This is a genomic window from Nostoc sp. ATCC 53789 (assembly GCF_009873495.1).
Lineage (GTDB): Bacteria > Cyanobacteriota > Cyanobacteriia > Cyanobacteriales > Nostocaceae > Nostoc > Nostoc muscorum_A.
Window position 1 is genome coordinate 2,735,800 of sequence record NZ_CP046703.1, and the last position, 19,698, is coordinate 2,755,497.

The window sequence follows — 19,698 nt, forward strand, 5'->3', positions numbered from 1 at the left end:
GTTGATTGGGATTAAATTTTTTTCATTAATTCATCAATGCTGGCTAATTCTGCCGCTAGCGATCGCTCTAGTTCTGTTTGCGAAAGCTGTTGAATATCGCTGATTTCGGTGTTGGAGCGATCGCTTTTTGGCGGTGGAGATGCCGTTTGAATAGCCAAAACATCGTTAGTAAGATATTTAGTTAAGGTTTCTAAGGTGGGATAATCAAATAACAAGGTGGTTGGCAGAGAAGACTCCAGACTTGATTGCAAGCGATTTCTCAACTCAATTGCCATGAGTGAATCTAATCCCACTTCAAATAAACGCTGACGCGGTTGCAGTTCCTCAGATGAATTGAGCCGTAAGATTTTCGCTACTTCGTCACGAATGTAATTAAATAAAATTTGCTGAATATCTGCGGGGTGAGCCTCCTGGAGTTCTCGTAAAATATCTGGTTTCGCTGCTAAAACTGGCTGTGCAGTCTCTTGGTTTTGCCTTGAATCAACAAACTCACTCAGCAAAGGCGGTACTTTTTGGGTGTAGTAGTGGGGGATAAACTTTGACCAGCGCACTGGTAAAACCGCAACTTGTCCAGAATTGGCTTGATGCGTCAATGCTGCCAAGATTTGTAATCCTTGTTGGGGTAAAATTTTCTCTACTCCCACTGGAGAACCTGTAGAGGTTGCAGCCATCCCTACTTCCGCCCACGCCCCCCAGTTGATACTCAATCCCGCCAGCCCTTGGGAGCGACGATAATCGGCTAACCCATCAAGAAAGGCGTTTGCTGCTGCGTAGTTTGCTTGTCCTGTGGTTCCCAATACTGAAGCAACGGAGGAGAACAACACAAATAATTCCAAAGGTTTATCTTGAGTCAGGATATGTAGATTCCAAGCACCCTGTACTTTCGGAGCCATCACTCTAGTAAATCGCTTCCAGGTTTGTTGGAGTAAAATCCCATCGTCTAGAATTCCGGCTGCATGGATAACACCTCGTAAGGGAAACTGAGGTTCAATGCCCTCAAGTATTTTTTGTACTTGTTCAAGTTGGGTAATATCTGCTTGGGCGACTGTAACTTGCACGCCAGCGTTTTCCCAAGAAGCGATCGCACTTTTAGCTTTATCAGATGGCGATCGCCTACCCACTAATACTAAATGTTGCACACCTCGTTCAACCAACCAATTCGCCACTGTTAACCCCAGTCCTCCTAGTCCGCCTGTAATCAGGTAAGTCCCAAGGGAAGGGTTAAAGGAAGCAGAGAAATCTATGGTGTTGGGAACGCGTTGCAAACGGGAGACATAGCGCTGATTTCCCCGTAAGGCGACTTGTTCGCCCAATTCTGGATAAGAAAGTTCTGCCCACAACTGAGTTGCAGCTTCTACAGTTGAACTTTGGGGATCTAAATCAATTAGCCCTGCGAAAACTTCGCTATATTCTGTTGCTATAACTCGCCCCAATCCCCAGAGAGGTGTTTGAGACAGGGCGATTTCAGATTGTAGATTAATTGACTGGCTACCCCTAGAAATCAACCACAGCCTAGCAGTCTGCCAACCCAAAAATGCTGCGTGATGGCTGGGGAAAGGGGAAGGGGTAAGGGGTAAGGGATTTGAAACCTTTCCCCCTTCCCCTTTACCCTTTACCCCGCCAAGTTCACTTGGCGAACTACTAGCTAGTGGAGAATTTATCCGAGCTAAGGCTTGAGTTAAATGTAAAACACTACCACAGACACGAATTTGTGTAGAATCTAGCAAATCTCCAGTAGCCAAACTCCATAAATGTACAATGTGGAGAGCTATTCCTGGTTTAATTGAGACTTCTTGAAGCAGTTGGTCGAAATGCTGCGGTTCGGCTGGATTAATGTAAATTTTACCTTCTTTCAAAGATTGGTAAGTAGAATCAGGTATGACCGCCACACAGGATTCACCTTGTGCCTGCAACAATTTCACCAATTCTGTACCTACACCATCTTCATCAATTAGAAGTATCCAATATTGCTGTTGTGCTACTAAAGATGACTGCGTAATTGTTCGTTCTTGAAGTTGCCAAGTGATTTGATAAAGCCAGTCTTGGAGATTTGGTTGCTTGAGTAATGCTTGCTGTGGCGATCGCTTTAAACAGAGTTCCCAGAATTGAGCGATCGCTTGTCCAGATTCATCTAATAATTGTACATCTCCTACTATCACCTCTGGATTCTTGCTTTGCAGGCGGGCGTGACACCATACTGGCTGATTCAAGTCCAGATTTTGCCAGAGATGAAAGCCACCTAAACTAATCGGTACATAAACATCAGCATCTCGAATCTCTGCTGGTAAAGTACCTCCCAACAGTCGCAAACAAGAATCTATCAGCCCCGGATGTAATGGATATAACTTAGTCTCTGATTCACAACCCGGTGGTAGTTGCATCTGACAAATGGCTTCCCCATCTCGTCGCCAGAAATCACCAATCCACTGAAAAGTTACACCCAAATCTAGCCCCGCATCTCCGACATCCTGATAAAATACCTGCGAACCAGTGGATTTTTCAGGACAACGCGCTTGTATTTCTCCCCAAGAGCAAGTTTCTCTCGTAGCAGATAAGGTAGATAACTCACCAGTTGCATGGAGACACCATTGTTCATCGCTTTCTAGGCTGAACAGTTCAAAGGTGTAGTCTTGATTTTTAGTTGGCTGCAAAATCAATTGCACTTTGACGTTGCTATTTTCAGGTATAATTAAAGGCTCTCGAAACGTAATCTGTTGAAGAGACACTGCATTAGTACCGAAAATATGCTTACCTGCTAGGGTCAACATAGCAATATAAGATGCTCCTGGTGCAACTATCGACCCGTAGATGCGGTGGTCGGCTAGAAAGGGTAAGTTATCTGTGTGGAATTCGCTCTCAAATACTAGACTCTTGAAGAGTGGAGAATATAGGCGTTGACCTAACAGGGGATGTAATTGTGAGTGTACTACTAGTTTTTTGGTAGTGCTTTCAAACCAATAGCGTTGGTGCTGCCAAGGATAGTTGGGTAATATTACTTTATTTCGTGTATAGCCGTTCTCGAATCCGAGCCAATCAATTTCTACTCCCTGAAGATATAACTGGCTTAAACTTTCTAAAATTTGTTGCCAATCTTCCTTGCCTTTGCGTAGCGAAGCTAGCCATAAACCCTCACTTTCCAACTCTTCTGCACAATCCCGGCGTGCCATGCCGATTAAAGTGGGATGGGAACCGACTTCTAAAAATACTTTGTAGCCTGCGGTATAAAGTGCTGACATCCCTTGAGCAAAATAGACACTGGCTTGGATATGCTCAACCCAATAGCTGGCACTAGACATCTCTGCATTAGTTATCAACTTTCCACTAACATTAGAAACGATTTCTAGTTTGGGGGAATGATAGGCGATTTGCTGGGCAACTTGCTCAAACTCTGCCAACATCGATGCCATTAACGGCGAGTGGAAGGCATGAGATACTTGCAAAGTTCGCGTCTCGATGCCTTGACTTTCTAGTTTTTGCAACACTGCTGTTAATGCCTGTATCTCGCCTGAAATAACTAAACTCTGCTGTCCGTTATAGGCAGCAATGCTCAGTTGTTGAGGATAGGAGGCAATCAAGGGTTCTACAACTTCTACGCCAGCGAAAACCGCAGCCATACCTCCTGTTTGCGGTAATGCTTGCATCAGGCGGGCGCGGTGGGTAATTAATTTTAATCCGTCCTCAAGGGAGAAAATACCAGCCACACAAGCAGCCACATATTCCCCGACACTATGACCAAGCACCGCAGACGGACGGATACCCCAAGAAATCCACATTTGCGCCAAGGCGTATTCTAGGACAAATAAGGCTGGTTGAGTGTAGGCAGTTTGGTCGAGGAGTGGATTTTCTGTGGTGTCAGCAAAGATAACTGATAGGATGGATTTGTTTAGGAAAGGTTGGAGAATGCGATCGCATTCATCCAATATGTGACGAAAACCAGGTTGAGTTTCATACAGTTGTCTTCCCATCCCTACATACTGCGACCCTTGCCCAGTAAATAAAAAGGCGCATCTAGTGAAATTACCACTATCTACTTGATAGTCATAATCTGCTTCCTTAAGCTTTGCTTGCATCTCGGCATGAGATGAGGCAACAACAGCCAAACGATGAGAAAAATGAGAACGTCCAACTTGGGCAGTGTGGGTAATATTAGCCAAAGAAATATCGCCATGCTTACCCAAATACTCGATATATTGTTCAGCTAATTGCCGCAAGGAATTGGGATGTTTAGCAGAAAAGCAGAGTAACTGTAAAGGACGCTCAATTGTAATTTCTTCTCCCCTGCTCCCCTGCTCCCCTGCTCCCCTGCTCCCCTGCCCCCCCCGCTCCCCTGCTCCCCTGCTCCCCCGCTCCTCTGCTCCCCTGCTCCCCTGCTCCCCCTGCTTTCTCCAAAGGTGCTTCTTGTACAATCACATGAGCATTAGTACCACTCATCCCGAAAGAACTCACCCCACCAATCCTCGCCGAGTCCTTAACTACCCAAGATTGCCCAGATGTAGGGATACTCAATGGCAATTGCTCCCAAGCAATCATCGGATTAGGTTGTTGCAAGTGCAGGTGTGGCGGAATTTCTTGATGCTGTAGAGCCAAAACAACCTTCATCAAACCCGCTACCCCAGCCGCCGCTTCCAAATGACCAATGTTAGTTTTCACAGAACTAATTACTAGTGGCTGTTCAAAAGAACGTCCTGCACAGAGTACAGATGCTAATGCACTAACCTCAATCGGATCTCCCAAGGATGTGCCAGTCCCATGAGCTTCGATATAACTCACCTGCTGGGCTTCTACATTGGCGTTAGCTAATGCTTGATGTAACAATTCTTGTTGCGCTGTTGTACTGGGGACGGTAAAACCACTGCTACGTCCATCATGATTCACTGCCGAACCCCGAATTACTGCCAAAATTGGGTCATTATCAGCTAAAGCTTCAGAGAGTCGTTTCAGGACAACTACACCACATCCCTCTCCTCGAACAAAGCCATTAGCTGAAGCATCAAAGGTTTTACAGCGTCCATCGGCAGCTACAGCCTTGGATTTTGATAAGAAAATATTCGTCTCCGGTAGAAGTATCAAGTTTACGCCACCCGCCAATGCTAAATTGCACTCTCCACCCCGCAGGCTTTGAACTGCTAAATGAATGCTAACCAGCGAGGACGAGCAAGCAGTATCCACAACCAAACTAGGCCCGCGCAGCCCCAAGCTATGAGATATCCTTCCCGCCGCCGCACTACCAATACCGCCTGTACCGTAATAAGCATCAATTGTTTCTGGGTCTTTGTGCTGAATTTGCAGTTGCATATACTCGTTGGAAATCAGACCAATGAACACACCTGTCTGACTTCCGACAAGATTCTGTGGTGCAACAGCCGCATTTTCTAAAGCTTCCCAACTTACTTCTAACAATATGCGTTGTTGTGGGTCGAGGCTGATGGCTTCACGGGGACTGATACCGAAAAACTGCGCGTCAAATTGGTCAATGTCTGCAATAAATCCCCCGTGACGGGTGTACATTTTACCTGGTGTTTCTGGTTCTGAGTCAAAGTAATTATCTAAGTTCCAGCGTTGCGAGGGAATTTCTGTAATAGCATCGATACCTTTTTGGAGGATTTGCCAGAACTGTTCGGGATTATTTGCGCCTCCAGGAAAGCGACAACCCATACCAATAATGGCGATATCTTCAGTAGAGACGCGATTAATCGCGTCTTTACAAGAGTGCGGGAGGTTTTCATGGTTCGTGGAGGGAGAATCTAAACCCAAGACTTCCCTACCCAAATATTCTGTGAGCGTGGCAATTGTGGGATAATCAAATGCCAAGGTAGCGGCTAGAGAATAAGAATGTCCTAGTTGCGTTTGAATGCGGTTTTTTAACTCAATTGCCATCAGAGATTTCATCCCCAAGGTAGCAAATCCCTCGTTTGGGTCGAGTTTCTCTGTTGGTTCCAGTCCCAGAACAGTTGCTACCTCAGTTTGCACGTAGGCTTGCAGTTTTTCCCAACGCTGACTAGTAGTCTGCCAACCCAAAAATGCTGCGTGATGGCTGGGTAAAGGGTAAGGGTTAAGGGGTAAGGGATTTGAAACCTTTCCCTCTTCCCCTTTACCCTTTACCCCGCCAAGTTCACTTGGCGAACTACTAGCTGACATCTCCTCTAAATTCAAGTTTTCCCACAGTGGAGATGCTGAATTTTGCGTCTCTACAAAATTTATCTCCGGTCTTTGCGTTCTTGCGTCTATCCAATGGCGCTTTCTTTGGAAAGGGTAAGTTGGTAGTTCTAGGCGTTGGTGTTGGTAATAGCGGTCAAATCCTGCCCAGTTAACATCTGCTCCCTGTACATACAAGGCACTCAGTGTTGATAATACCTGCTGCCAATCCTCAAATCCTTCTGTCAGGGAAGATAACCAAATCTCCTCGCTTTGGGGTCGATATCGCTTACCTGCTTCCGTTAAGGTCGAACTCGGCCCTAATTCCAGAAGCAGGTTACAACCTTGAGCAATTAGGGTATCAACTGCCGTTGAAAATTGTAATGTATCTCGTAGATGATTGCGCCAATGTTGAGGTGCGATCGCCTCCACTAATTTTCCAGTCACACTAGAAACCCAATTCATCTGGGGTGGGTTGTAGGTGAATGTGGCGGCCAGTTCCTCCATTGCATCCAATATTGGCTCGACGGCTGGAGAGTGAAAAGCTTGATTTATCTTCAGCTTGAGAAAAGCTATGCCCTCACTTTTCAACTGTTGGAGAATTCGCTGCACAGCCTGACTTTCACCAGCAATCAAGATTTCTTCTTGGCCGTGGATGGCAGCGATACCAACCTGATGCTGATAGGTTAATAGTACTTCTGTTACCTTATTTATTGAGGTATATACCCAAGCCATAGCCCCATTTTGCGGTAACTGCTGCATCAGTTGTCCCCGCTTTGCCACTAAAATTAAGGCATCTTCCAAGCTGAGAACACCTGCAACACAAGCAGCGACATATTCACCTAAGCTATAGCCCATAACACAATGCGGCTTGATTCCCCAGGAACGCCACATTTCTGCTAAGGCGAACTCTAGGGCAAACAAAGCAGGTTGGGTGTAGACGGTTTCGTGTAGTAATAGTTTGCTACCAGATTCAGGATAGAGTATTGATAATAAAGACTTATTTAAATGAGGGGTGAGTAGGCGATCGCAACGTTCTAGCACCTCACGAAATACAGGTTGTGTATCGTAGAGTTGACGACCCATATCAATGTATTGCGTTCCCTGTCCTGTAAACAAGAATCCAACTTTAGTAGAGTTCTGTTGACCATAAAACCATTCTCCCGCCTCTTGTTCACTGGCGAAGGCTGATAATTCTTGTTGCAAGCCCTCCAATGTATCCGCCGGGATAGCCAAGCGGTGTTTCAATGCTGCTCTACCTACATTCGCCGAGTAGCAAATATCCGGCAGGGCAATATTGATAGATTTAGCAATATGTGTATTGTAAAGACTAGCTAATTCTCGTAATGCCTTTTCACTGTTAGCTGATAGCGTCAACAAATGTAACGGACGCTCAATTGTATTTTCTCCTCCTCTGCTCCTCTGCTCCCCTGCTCCTCTGCCCCCCTGCTCCCCTGCTCCCCTGCCCCCCTGCCCCCCTGCTCCCCTGCTCCCCTGCTCCCCTGCTCTCTCCAATGGTGGTTCTTCTAAAACAAGATGAGCATTAGTTCCCCCCAAACCAAAGGAATTGATTCCAGCCAAACGAGGTGTATCGTTCAATTCCCAAGGACTTGCTGTGGTGGGAATAATAAAGGGAAAATCATCCCCAATGTCTGGATTTAGGGTTTGAAAATGCAGGTGTGGTGGAATTTCTTGATGTTGGAAACACAATAAAACTTTAATTAAAGCAGCAATTCCCGCAGCCGGTTCTAAATGTCCAATGTTGGTTTTGACGGAACTGAGAAAACACGGTAAACTATCCCCCTCTGGTCGCAAAACTGCCTTGAGGGCGCTGGCTTCTGTGACATCAGCCAAGGGTGTGCCGACTCCGTGGGCTTCAATATAGCTAATTTGTTGTGGTTCAACTCCAGCATTTGCCAACGCCTGACTGATAACTGACTGCTGTGCTAGTTGATTGGGTGCGGTCAAGTTTTTCCCAAAGCCATTTTGATTAACGGCTGAACCCCGGATAATTCCTAAAATCTGGTCTTCGTCCCTAATGGCATCTTCTAGACGCTTGAGCAAAACTAAACCGCAACCTTCACCCCGCACGTAACCATCAGCAGCAGCATCAAAACTTTTGCAACAATTATCTGATGTCATCATCCAAGCTTGGGATAATCCGATGTTAGCTTTGGGTGACAAAATCAGGTTAACAGCCCCTACCAAAGCTTGGTCAATTTCTCTTGTTTGCAGACTTTGACAGGCAAGATGGATGGCAACCAAGGATGAAGAACAGCCAGTATCTAATGCTAAACTCGGCCCTTGCCAACCAAAGAAGTAAGACAGGCGATTTACTGTTGTACAGAGGGCATTGCCTGTCACAAAATAAGCATTTAGTTGAGTCAAATCCTCAAAGCAAACATTGGCATAATCGTTGCTACCAATGCCTATGTATACTCCTGTTTGACTCCCTGAAACTTGTTGCGGATTTAAACCAGCATTTTCTAAAGTCTCCCAAGCTACCTCTAGCAACAAACGCTGCTGCGGGTCTGTACTTGCGGCTTCACCGGGAGAAATGCCGAAGAATTTAGCATCAAACTGGTCTACATTTTCCAGAAACCCTCCCCAACGGCTATTCATCGTTCCAGGGGTCGCCAAATCGGGGTCGTAGAGGTCATCCACTGACCAACGATTGGCGGGAACTTGTGTAATAGCATTCATCCCATCCCGCAGCATTTGCCAGAAAGCAGCAGGATTTTTCGCCCCAGGAAATCGGCATCCCATACCAATAACAGCGATGCCTACGGCGGGCAAAGCCAACGCTTCCTTTTTTTGTTGTTTAATGTTGTTCATAACAGGGGGAACTGGGAATTGGGGACTGGGGACTAGTATTTTGACTCAGCACTCTTAGGGATTTCCAAGAAATAAATTATCGAACCACAGAGGCACAGAGAACACAGAGAGAGGGGAAATACAGAGGGTTTTTGCGTCAGTTTTGGCATATTTTTTTATTTGGAAGTCCCTAACCAAAAAATGTACAAATAATTTGGGATAATTTATTTTCTGGAAGTCCCTTAACTCTTGTACAGACGCGATTAATCGCGTCTCAACACTTTTCACCCTTGCTGTATCTTGATTTCAGCAAGTAAGTCTACAAGTTCTTGAATGTTCTTAACACTGCCGAGTTTGGTTCTAGGAACTTTCACTTTTAACTCTCTCATCGAAGCTGAGGCAATCTCTACTGCATCTAAACTGGTAGCACCCAAATCGCGCATTGACTTTGTTGGGTCGATGTTTGCATTTTCCAAACCTTCGATGTTCAAGCGCATGTGTTTGGTAACTACATTCAGGACTTGTTGCTCAACTGTTTGTTGCACCATGATTTTTCTCCTAATCTCCAAAAAGAATAATTAAACGCCGATAAAATCTACTGTTATTGTTAGGAAATATACATATCTTTGACAATAGATTGGGTATCTGGATGATTAAAACATACAGTATGCATTAGATGTTCGCGGGACATAGCCTCTTGTAAAGCACGTTGGCGGGGAAGTGCTAAAGTATCCTTGAGCATTTCTAATACGTGCTTGGGTTTTTCGGCAATGTTGCGGGCAATATCCATCGCTGCTTCCATTACTCTTTGTTTGGGAACGACATCATTAAATAGTCTCCTTCCGTGTAGTTCTCTACCTTTGTAAAGTTTGGCAGTGAGGATCATTTCATGGGCAAATAATGGCCCAACTAATAATGAAAGTAAAGATGTTGTTCCCATTCCAGGGGTAAATCCTAATCCAGCAAAATTCACGCCATAGCGACTTTCTTCTGCTGCTACAATTACATCGCAACATAAGGCAATTAATAATCCGCCTCCTACCGCGTGTCCTTCCATTGCTGCAATTATGGGAACGGGAAAGCGTAATAGTTGTGCTGGTAGTAAGAGGTCTTTAACTTCTGTGTCACCACGCAGTAATTTTTGCAGTACATCTAAGCTAGCACCACCACAAAAAACATTAGGAAGTCCTGTTAGTAATAGTACCTTTAAATGAGGAGTTTTGGAGCATTCTGCTAATGTTTTTAATAAATTATCAACTAACTCATCTGTGAGTCGATTATCGTTTTTTGGGTCGTTTAAGTTGATTTGACAAATTCCATCTTCTAAACATGAAAGAGTTACAATTTCAGACATAATACTAATTCGTAGTTCGTAATTAAGAGAGTCAGAATCCAATACGCTTGGGTTAAGGCTAGTACTCTTTGTTGAAGTCATTTTTTTAACGAACCACAGAGGCGCAGAGGACACAGAGAAAAGAGAGAAAGAGAAGAAAAAAATGCTTAAATGAACTGTATTGAGTCAGAATCTAGCTTTATATTTGTAGGCTTATTTTGGATAATTAGTGCTATTCCTCCTATATTTTTGAAACCAGGGTGGTGAATAGCCTTCACTAAACTGATGGATGGCTGTGGTAATTTTGGGTTGTTCTAACCATTTCTGTAGGCGTTGCATGGCGAATTCGGTTTGGTGTCGCAAATCTTGACCGATAAATGTGTCAAAATATTGTTTGCTTTCAGCGATCGCTTCCGGTGAAGAATAAAATAAACGTTGAATCTGGCGGTTGAGTGTATCGTTCATCCCATCACTAGCGATTTCGTCCACCAGTCCCCAATTTTTGGCTTCGTTTCCATCAATACCTCTAGAACTAAGGGTGAGATATTTCACCTGGGAGGAGGAAAGACGACACAATAAAAAGGGCGTAATTACAGCAGGAATCATCCCCACTAGCACTTCTGACAGCATGAATAGGACATTTTCCTCGGCGAGTACGATGTCGGAGGCGGCGACTATACCCACACCACCACCTGTAACATTACCTGTCACACAGGTGATGACTGGTTTAGGAGAACTATAAATTAGTAACAGGCAATCACGAAAGGCTTGCAGTGGCCCTAAATTAGGACGGGAACCATTGGCAAAGATGGCGTTAAAGTCCATCCCTGTACAAAAGTCAGCACCTATACTAGAAATTACAATAACTCGACAAGTTGGGTCAGCGATCGCATTTTGCAAAGCTTGATAAAACTGTGCCAACATCTCGCCGTTTAAGGCATTACCAGCTTCTGGCGCTGATAATGTGATGTGAGCGACTCCTGAATCTATTTGATACTCAATTGCTTTTAACTTTAGCTCCATTCGTATTGCCTGTAGTAATTTTTTACCTGTTTTAATACCAGCAGTTCCTGTCCGGCATAGAGTTTGTCATAAGCTTCTTGGAAACTGTCTCTTTTGGGCTGATAATCAGGCGCATCAATATATTTTTCTCGTGCATATTCTAAAAGTTCGTATTCCATCAGAGATAATGGCAAACGTTCTTGCAAATGACGGTCAATATCCAAAGAACGGATGTATTCAATTGCTCCCGGACTGACAGTACCGCGATAAAATTCACCTTGACAACCAGAACCATAGGCAAAAATCGAAATGCGATCACCTGCGTGTAAATCCTGGGCATGATGTAACAAACTCAGCAAACACAAGAAAGTAGATGAACCATAAGTACTACCTACCTGCTGGGCGAAGTAAATCCCTTCCTGTACCTTCTTTTGATAATTCTCCTCATAGATTTTCGAGTCGTTAACGTCAAATAAACTCAGCAAAGTCCGATGCGCTTGTAAGGGCATTCCCGGAAAGGGTGTGTGATAAATATGCTTTTGGAAATCTTTGTCATAATCTACTCCCCCCACAAGTTTTTCGTAGTGGGTGTAAGAGGCTTCCAAAGCGTCTAAGTAAGAGTAAAGACTGGTTTGATTGTCGCCAATTTCGACTCTCGCAGTCGGACGGAAGGTATCAGAAATTTCATCAGTCCAAAAGCCTGCGGGATGCAAGTCAATTTCAAATACCTTGGGGTCGGTACTAATCAGCATGGCAATAGCCGCACCACCGCCAATAAAATTATCACGGTCATCAAGGTGGGGACGGCTATAGTCACAGCCGATAACTAATGCCTTTTTACCAGGGGTGAGTCCTCCTTGCAGCCACATTGCGGCTGTTTTGACGGCTGCTGTCAACCCGTAGCAGGCGTGTTTGAGTTCAAAGCTGCGGCAATTAGGAGGTAAATTACAATACCGATGTACCCAAGTAGATACAGGTTTGCCAAAATCCACAGCCGATTCTGTCGCCACAATCAACAGTTCGATATCCCGCGCATCTTCTGGGGAAAGGAGCCGTTTGGCTGCATTCACCGATAAGGTAACTGTATCCTCGTAGGCAGGAATTACAGAACGTGTCTTTACTTTTACTTGTTTAGATACGTAATCCAAATCTTTACCTTGTAAATTAGCTAATTCCAGGGCATCAGCACAGAAACGCCCAGAGTATAAATTAATTTTCTCGATTCCTACTCGTTGCATAAATTTTCCTCCTTTTTGCTAAAGGATCTGATAACTGCCGGATCGAGCCAGTACCGCTTCCGTTGAAAGGGATAAGTTGGCAAGACCACACGACGGTGCTGATATCCTTGTTCAAACCTTTGCCAATCAATTGCTACACCGTTGATATAAAGTGCAATCAGGCTATGTAACAATACTGACCAATCATCAATAGACTTCTTGCATAAGTCGGGAAAAGGGGAAGGGGGAAGGGGAAAAAGTTCTGTATTGTTCCCTTCCCCTTTAACCTTTACCCTTTTCCCCCCTGTTGCAAAAAGCACTTTTGCAAGAGGTCTAATGGATTGTAACCAAGTGCCTTGCTGCTGGATCTCCGATAATTGGGGGTCAGAGCCAATTTCTAAGAATAAATTGCATCCTTTTTGTGTAAGGGCTAACATTGCTCCTTTAAATAACGCTGGTGCTTGCCAGCATCGTCTCCAGTGGTCAATGTCTGGGATATAGTCAGCAGCTAACAGTTGCCCATAGAAGGTTGACACCATCGGAATTTGGGGCGCTTGGAACTTCACCTGCTTGGCAATTAACTCGAATTCTGCCCACGATTCCTGCTGAGTAATTAACCGCAAACCATCTTCCAGACTGAACACGCCAGCCACACAAGCGGCGGTATACTCACCAACTCCGCCACCCATAACTACACTAGGCTGTACGCCCCAACTGCGCCAAAGTTGGGCTAAGGCGTATCCCAAGGCGAATACAGCAGGACGAGCGTAACGGGGTTGTGTTAACAGTGATTCATCTTCGAGGATTGCAAATAGGGATTGTTGAAGATGAGGTTGTAGGAGGCGATCGCAATCTTCTATAATTTGGCGAAACTGCGGCTGGGTTTCGTAAAGCTGCCTACCCATACCAACATACTGGGAACCTTCACCAGCAAAAATAAAAGCGACTTTTGGCTGACGTTGAGTATCAACCTTGCCGTAGAGTACATCAGCAATTTGTTCTCCTGCATTGAAAGCAGCAAGGGTATCTCGTAACTGCGCCTGAGAATTGACCACAAATGCCAGACGATGAGCAAAATGGCTGCGTCCCACATTAGCGGTATAGCAGATATCAGCCAAGCGATCGCCAATATTTTCCTGTAAATATTGGTGGTAACGCCCAATCAAGTTTTGCAAAGCTGATTCACTTTTTGCCGACAGCGTGAGTATATGCAAAGGACGCTCTGTAATTTCTTCTCCCCTGCTCCCCTGCTCCTCTGCTCCCCTGCTCCCCTGCTCCCCTGCTCCCCTGCTCCTCTGCTCCTCTGCTCCCCTGCTCCTCTGCTCCCCTGCCCCCCTGCTCCCCTGCTCCCCTGCTCCCCTGCTCCCCTGCTCCCCTGCCCCCCCTCCTTTCTCCAAGGGTGCTTCTTCCACAATTGCATGAACATTAGTCCCACCAAAGCCAAAAGAACTAATCCCTGCCAATCGCGGCTGCTCTCCTCGTTTCCACAGTTGTAAGGAGGTAGGAATTTGTAGCTGGGTTTGCTCCAAATTCAACACGGGATTGATAGTTTGCAAGTTGAGGTGAGGAGGAATCTGTTCTCGATGTAACAACAGCACTAGTTTAATGAAACCAGCTATCCCTGCGGCTGCTTCTAAGTGACCGATATTAGTTTTCACAGAACTGATCCGGCAAGGCTGATTGTCAGTGCGACCTTCCTTGAGTACTGTCCACAGGGATTCTACTTCAATAGCATCACCCAAAGCTGTGCCTGTACCGTGGGCTTCAACGTAATTTATGCGATCAGGAGTGACGGCAGCATTTTGTAAGGCTTGGCGAATTACAGCTTGTTGGGCTAAACCATTGGGGGCTGTTAAACCATTGCTGCGTCCATCTTGATTGACAGCAGAACCACGCACCAGAGCCAGAATATGGTCGCCATCTTTGAGAGCATCGGATAAACGTTTGAGTACAACTACGCCACAGCCTTCTCCCCGGACATAACCATCAGCTCGGTGGTCAAATGTTTTGCAGTGTCCATCAGCAGCCATCATCCCAGCTTGGGAGCAGGCAACGGTAGTCAGTGGTGAGAGGATGATATTTACACCCCCGGCTAATGCCATATCACATTTACCGTTCCGCAAACTTTGACAGGCTAAATCAACTGCTACCAAAGAAGAAGAACAAGCGGTATCAACTGCCATGCTTGGCCCGCGCAAATCTAAGAGATAGGAAAGACGGTTAGCTGCAATACTCAAAGCCATCCCCGTACCGCCCCGTGGAGGTGGCTCTAGTTGTAGTGTGAAGTAATCCCAGGTGCTGATACCTGTGAATACTCCTGTTTGACTACCCGCCAGCTGGTCAGAACTATAGCCTGCGTGTTCCAAAGCTTCCCAGGAAACTTCTAAGAGTAGGCGTTGCTGGGGGTCCATGCTGCGGGCTTCGCTGGCAGAAATACCAAAAAATTGGGGGTCAAAATGGTCTACATGATTGATGAAGCCGCCCCAGCGAGTATTCATCGTACCAGGGAAAGACAAGTCTGGATCGTAAAATTCATCTACATCCCAGCGATCGCCCGGTACTTCTCGAATTGCATCTGTGCCATTACACAACAGTTGCCAGAAACTTTCTAAATCATCTGCCCCAGGGAATCTACAACTCATCCCCACAACAGCGATCGCTTCTGTAGGTGATAATTCCCGATTCTCTACAGTAGGTGGTAATGCGTTTGTCGCAAATATCCCCAGTTCTTTACCTAAATACTCTGTCAAATTTGAGATGCTGGGATAGTCAAAAATCAAAGCTGCCGGTAAAGTTTTTCCTACCAACTTTCCGAGAGCATTTCGCAATTCTACCGCCATCAGGGAATCCATACCCATTTCTTGCAAGGGGCGTTCCGAGTCGATGGGGCAGCTATTATCTAACCTCAGCACTCTCACCACTTGGGCTTGTACGGCTGACATCAACAATTCCCGGCGAGCGCTCACTGGTGTAGATTCCAATTGCCGTAGCAAGAAGGGCTGAGATGGTGATTGACTCACCTTGGTAGTAAATTGCTGCAACAATGGTAATTGTATAGCTGTAGAGAATTTATCCCAGGTGATCGGCACGACTCCAGCTTGAGTTTTCCCTTGTTTGAGCAGTTCTTCTAAGGCTCGCAATCCCTGTTCTGGAGTAATGTAACTAACTCCGTTCTCAGTACTCCACAGGTTGCGATGATTTAAATCAGCTGCCATACCTGCATCTGACCAAGGCCCCCAATTGATACTCAAAGCAGGTAAGCCTTGATGTCGTCGATAGTGAGCCAGTGTATCTAAATACATATTGGCGGCGGCGTAGTTCCCTTGACCTGGGGAGCCTACTAAAGAAGCCACCGACGAAAACATGACGAAGAAATCTAGGGGACAGTCACGGCTGAGAAGATGCAAATTCCAAGCCCCATCGATTTTGGGAGCTAATACTTTGGCGAACCGTTCCCAAGTTTGTCGCAGTAGTATGCCATCGTCTAATACTCCTGCTGCATGGATAATGCCGCGTAAAGGATAATTCAGGTTTAGTAGGATGGTGCTAAGTTCAGCTTGATTGGTGACATCTGCTAAGGCAACCTGAATATGTGCGCCGTCATGTTCCATCTCCTGAATAGCTGCTTGTGCTTGTTCTCCTGGAGGACGACGGCTGAGTAATAAAAGATGACGCGCCCCTTTTTCTACCAACCAACGGGTTACTTGTAATCCCAAAGCACCCAATCCACCTGTAATTAAGTACGTACCATCGGTTTGGAGGCTCAAAGGTGAGGTGGATACAGTTGCGACTGTCCGCGTCAGTCGAGCCACGTAACGTTGCTGTTGGCGAAAAGCTAGTTGATTTTCTTGGCTCTTTGATTGAGATAGTTCGGCGGACAGTAGGTTAGCCGCTTCCTCTGGAGTGCTGGCTGGGTCTATATCTATAATGCCTCCCCAGATTTCAGCAGACTCCATTGCTATGACTCGACTCATACCCCAAAGCGGTGCTGCGGCGATCGCTAATTCTTTGCTAATTTCCCCTACTGGTTGCGCGCCTTGGGTTACTAGCCATAGTTTGACTGCTGGTAATTCTACTTGTGCCAAGGTTTGTAGTAAGTCTAGTACGCTACCACAATTAACTAACTGTTCAGTGTTATCCAAACTCCACAGATGGACAATCTGTAAGTTTGAGACTTTAGAGACGCGATTCATCGCGTCTGTACAAGACGCATCTGTACAGTAAAGTAGGGTGGTGGTGTGTCCTTGGGCTTGTAGTATGCGTTCTAGGGTTTCACCGATGCCGGAGCGATCGCTAAAAATTAACCAATGGGTAGGAGCAATGGTCTGTTGTTTGGTTAATAATGGTTGCGGTTGCCATTGGATTTCGTACAGCCAATCTGATAATTCTGAAGCGGTGGTGGAAATAACATTGGGCTGTATTGGCTCAATCCAATAGCGTTTACGTTGCCAAGGATAAGTCGGTAACTGTACAAATTTGCCACTGTTGGGATACAAGTTATCCCAGTTAACTTTATGTCCTAAAGTGTAGAGTTTGGCTAATGACCTGAAGCTGACTGTAGAATCTCCTCGCTGCATCGTTGGTAAAACTGTTCCCTGCTGCTGAGTCTGACTGAGGCACTCCAGCATATCTTTGGCGAGGACAGAATGAGGGGCAACCTCTACAAACAGGTCGTATCCAGCTTGGATTAGACTATCCATTGCCTCGGCAAACCGTACAGATTGCCGCATATTCCGCCCCCAATAGGCAGCGTTAAAAAGAGGCAGGGGGGCAGAGGAGCGGAGGGGGGGAGGGGAATCTTCTGGTTGACAGCTAACGGTGGAGAAAATCTGTAAATATGGCGATTTTGGCTGGATATCTTGGAGAATTTTCTCTAATTCTCGACTGTAGTCGTCCATCTGCGGGCAGTGAAAAGCGTAATTCACTGGTAAGCGGCGGTAGAATACTCCTTGCTGTTCGACTTTTTCTAGGATAATTTCAATTGCCTCGGTTGCACCGGAGATGACTGTCGAAGAGGGACTGTTGATAGCTGCGATCGCTATTTTGTCTTCATAAGGTGCAATCAGTTCTGCCACTGCTTTGTGTGGTAAATGCAGCATTGCCATTTTGCCGTGGCCTGTTGCTTGCTGCATCAGTTTGGCACGTTGCACCACAATCCACAAAGCATCTTCCAAAGTCAACACACCCGCCATGTGAGCAGCTGTAATTTCCCCAACGCTATGACCTACAACTGCACTCGGTTCCACACCCCAAGCCCGCCACAGCGCCACTAGTGCCACTTGCAGAGATAAAATGGCAGGTTGAGCGATTTCCGTTTCATCCAAACGGGATTTCTCTGGCGGTGCTGACAGTTCGGCAATCAGCGACCAAGATGTATGAGATTGGATAATGCGATCGCACTCCTCCAAAGCCTCCCGGAATACAGGCTCCTGCGTCAACAGTTCTTGCCCCATACCCAGCCATTGGGAACCCTGTCCAGAAAACACAAAGGCAATTTGCTGGCGACGGCTAGAACCTTGATATCCCCAATTAACATCAGAATTGGGAATATCTTCTATAAAATCATGAAGTTGATTCGCCAATTCTTCCGCCGAATTTCCCACCAACCCCAAACGATATTCGTAATGAACGCGGCGCAAACTAGCTGTATAACAAATATCCTCAAGCTGTAGTGAATTTCCTGATAACAATTCTCGGTATGCTTTAGCTATTTCTTTGAGAGCCTCTGGGCTTCTAGCAGACAAAGGTAGAAAATAAACGCGATCGCTTTCATCATTCCCCTCGTCCCCTTGTCCCCTTGTCCCCCCGTCCTCCTCAACCGGTGCTGCTTCCAAAACCACATGAGCATTAGTCCCACTCATCCCAAAGGAACTAACCCCAGCCAGCAATCGCTCTGAAGTCCAGGGAGTAAGCTGAGTCGGAATAACTAACGGTAATTCCTGCCAATCGATATGCGGATTTGCTTGTTTGAAATGTAAGTGTGGTGGAATTTGTCGATGCTGTAAAGCCAGAATTACTTTCATAATTCCAGCAATCCCAGCAGCAGCTTCTAAATGCCCGATGTTGGTCTTGACAGAACCAACAATTAATGCGTTATCTTGACTCCTGTCAGCACAAAGTACGGATGCTAAGGCGCGAATCTCTATGGGGTCACCTAAGACGGTTCCCGTACCGTGGGCTTCCACATAACCAATTTCCTGGGGTTGTACTGCCGCCGCCGCTAGTGCTTGGCGAATCACTGCTTGTTGAGCCGAGCCGTTGGGGGCAGTCATACCGTTGCTGCGTCCGTCTTGATTAACGGCGGAACCACGAATCAAACCAAGGATGCGATCGCCATCTGTTAAAGCATCCCGCAAACGCTTGAGTACGACGACACCACAGCCTTCTCCTCGTCCGTAGCCATCGGCAGCAGCATCAAAGGTTTTGCAGCGACCGTCTGCTGCTAAGGCTTTCACCTGACAAAAATAAATCGTGGTTTCTGGAGCCAGCATCAAGTTGACACCACCAGCCAAAGCCAAATTAGACTCGCGTTTGCGTAAGCTTTCACAAGCTAGGTGAATGGCTGTGAGGGAAGATGAACAAGCTGTATCTATGGTGATGCTTGGCCCCTGCAACCCAAAAACGTAAGATAGACGACCAGAAACTACGCTGGGAGTGCAACCAATGAACGAGTAAGCATCAATGCGATTAGGGTCGCCGCTATTGATGTGGAAGCGGGCGTAGTCGTTGGTGGAAATGCCAATAAATACACCAGTGGCACTACCTTCTAATTTCTCTGTGCTTTGTCCGGCATTTTCTAAGGCTTCCCAGGCAACTTCCAGCAACAATCGTTGCTGCGGGTCTATACTGACTGCTTCTCGCGGCGCAATCCCAAAGAAATCGGCATCAAAGCCATCAACTTGGTCGATAAAGCTACCCCGACGGGTGTACATTTTACCAGGAGTGTCAGGATGAGGCGTATAGTAACTATCGACCGACCAGCGATCGCTCGGAATTTCCCGACTAGCATCAATACCTTGGCTCAATAATTGCCAATAGGTTTCGAGGTTGTTAACTCCTCCGGGAAATCGGCATCCCATACCGACAATGGCGATCGCTTCTTGCCGATCCTGTTCAATGGCATCAAGCTTGGTGCGGAGTTCCTTTAGGGCGACTAATGCCCGCCGTAGCTGGTCAGTACGTTCTGGGGTGTTCATC

7 protein-coding genes are annotated in these 19,698 nt (G+C 46.1%); all 7 read right to left on the reverse strand.

All coding sequences use genetic code 11. The features are described from left to right. Positions 1 to 11: 11 nt before the first annotated feature. Positions 12 to 4,070 (reverse strand): SDR family NAD(P)-dependent oxidoreductase, encoded by a 4,059-nt coding sequence (locus tag GJB62_RS11255; RefSeq protein ID WP_348537527.1) that lies wholly within the window; start codon positions 4,068 to 4,070, stop codon positions 12 to 14. A 187-nt stretch (positions 4,071 to 4,257) separates the two neighbouring features. Continuing rightward, a complete protein-coding gene (locus GJB62_RS37435) occupies positions 4,258 to 8,970 on the reverse strand; it encodes a type I polyketide synthase (RefSeq protein ID WP_159402504.1) in 4,713 nt (1,570 codons plus the stop codon). 263 nt (positions 8,971 to 9,233) lie between these two features. Next, entirely contained in the window at positions 9,234 to 9,497 is a 264-nt protein-coding gene (locus GJB62_RS11265; RefSeq protein ID WP_012409607.1) for a phosphopantetheine-binding protein, read from the reverse strand. A gap of 59 nt (positions 9,498 to 9,556) precedes the next feature. Then, positions 9,557 to 10,303 (reverse strand): polyketide synthase, encoded by a 747-nt coding sequence (locus GJB62_RS11270; RefSeq protein ID WP_114081581.1) that lies wholly within the window; start codon positions 10,301 to 10,303, stop codon positions 9,557 to 9,559. 192 nt (positions 10,304 to 10,495) lie between these two features. Next, the gene (locus GJB62_RS11275; RefSeq protein WP_114081582.1) at positions 10,496 to 11,305 is read right to left on the reverse strand and encodes an enoyl-CoA hydratase/isomerase family protein; all 810 of its coding nucleotides are present in this window, start codon (positions 11,303 to 11,305) and stop codon (positions 10,496 to 10,498) included. Further along, positions 11,296 to 12,522, reverse strand: a complete 1,227-nt coding sequence (locus tag GJB62_RS11280; protein ID WP_114081583.1) for a hydroxymethylglutaryl-CoA synthase — start codon at positions 12,520 to 12,522, stop codon at positions 11,296 to 11,298. Before GJB62_RS11280 ends, GJB62_RS11275 begins: the two co-directional genes overlap by 10 nt. Continuing rightward, a complete protein-coding gene (locus tag GJB62_RS37440; RefSeq protein WP_245246139.1) occupies positions 12,510 to 19,697 on the reverse strand; it encodes a type I polyketide synthase in 7,188 nt (2,395 codons plus the stop codon). The genes GJB62_RS11280 and GJB62_RS37440 overlap by 13 nt, the downstream gene beginning before the upstream one ends. Position 19,698 lies beyond the last annotated feature (1 nt).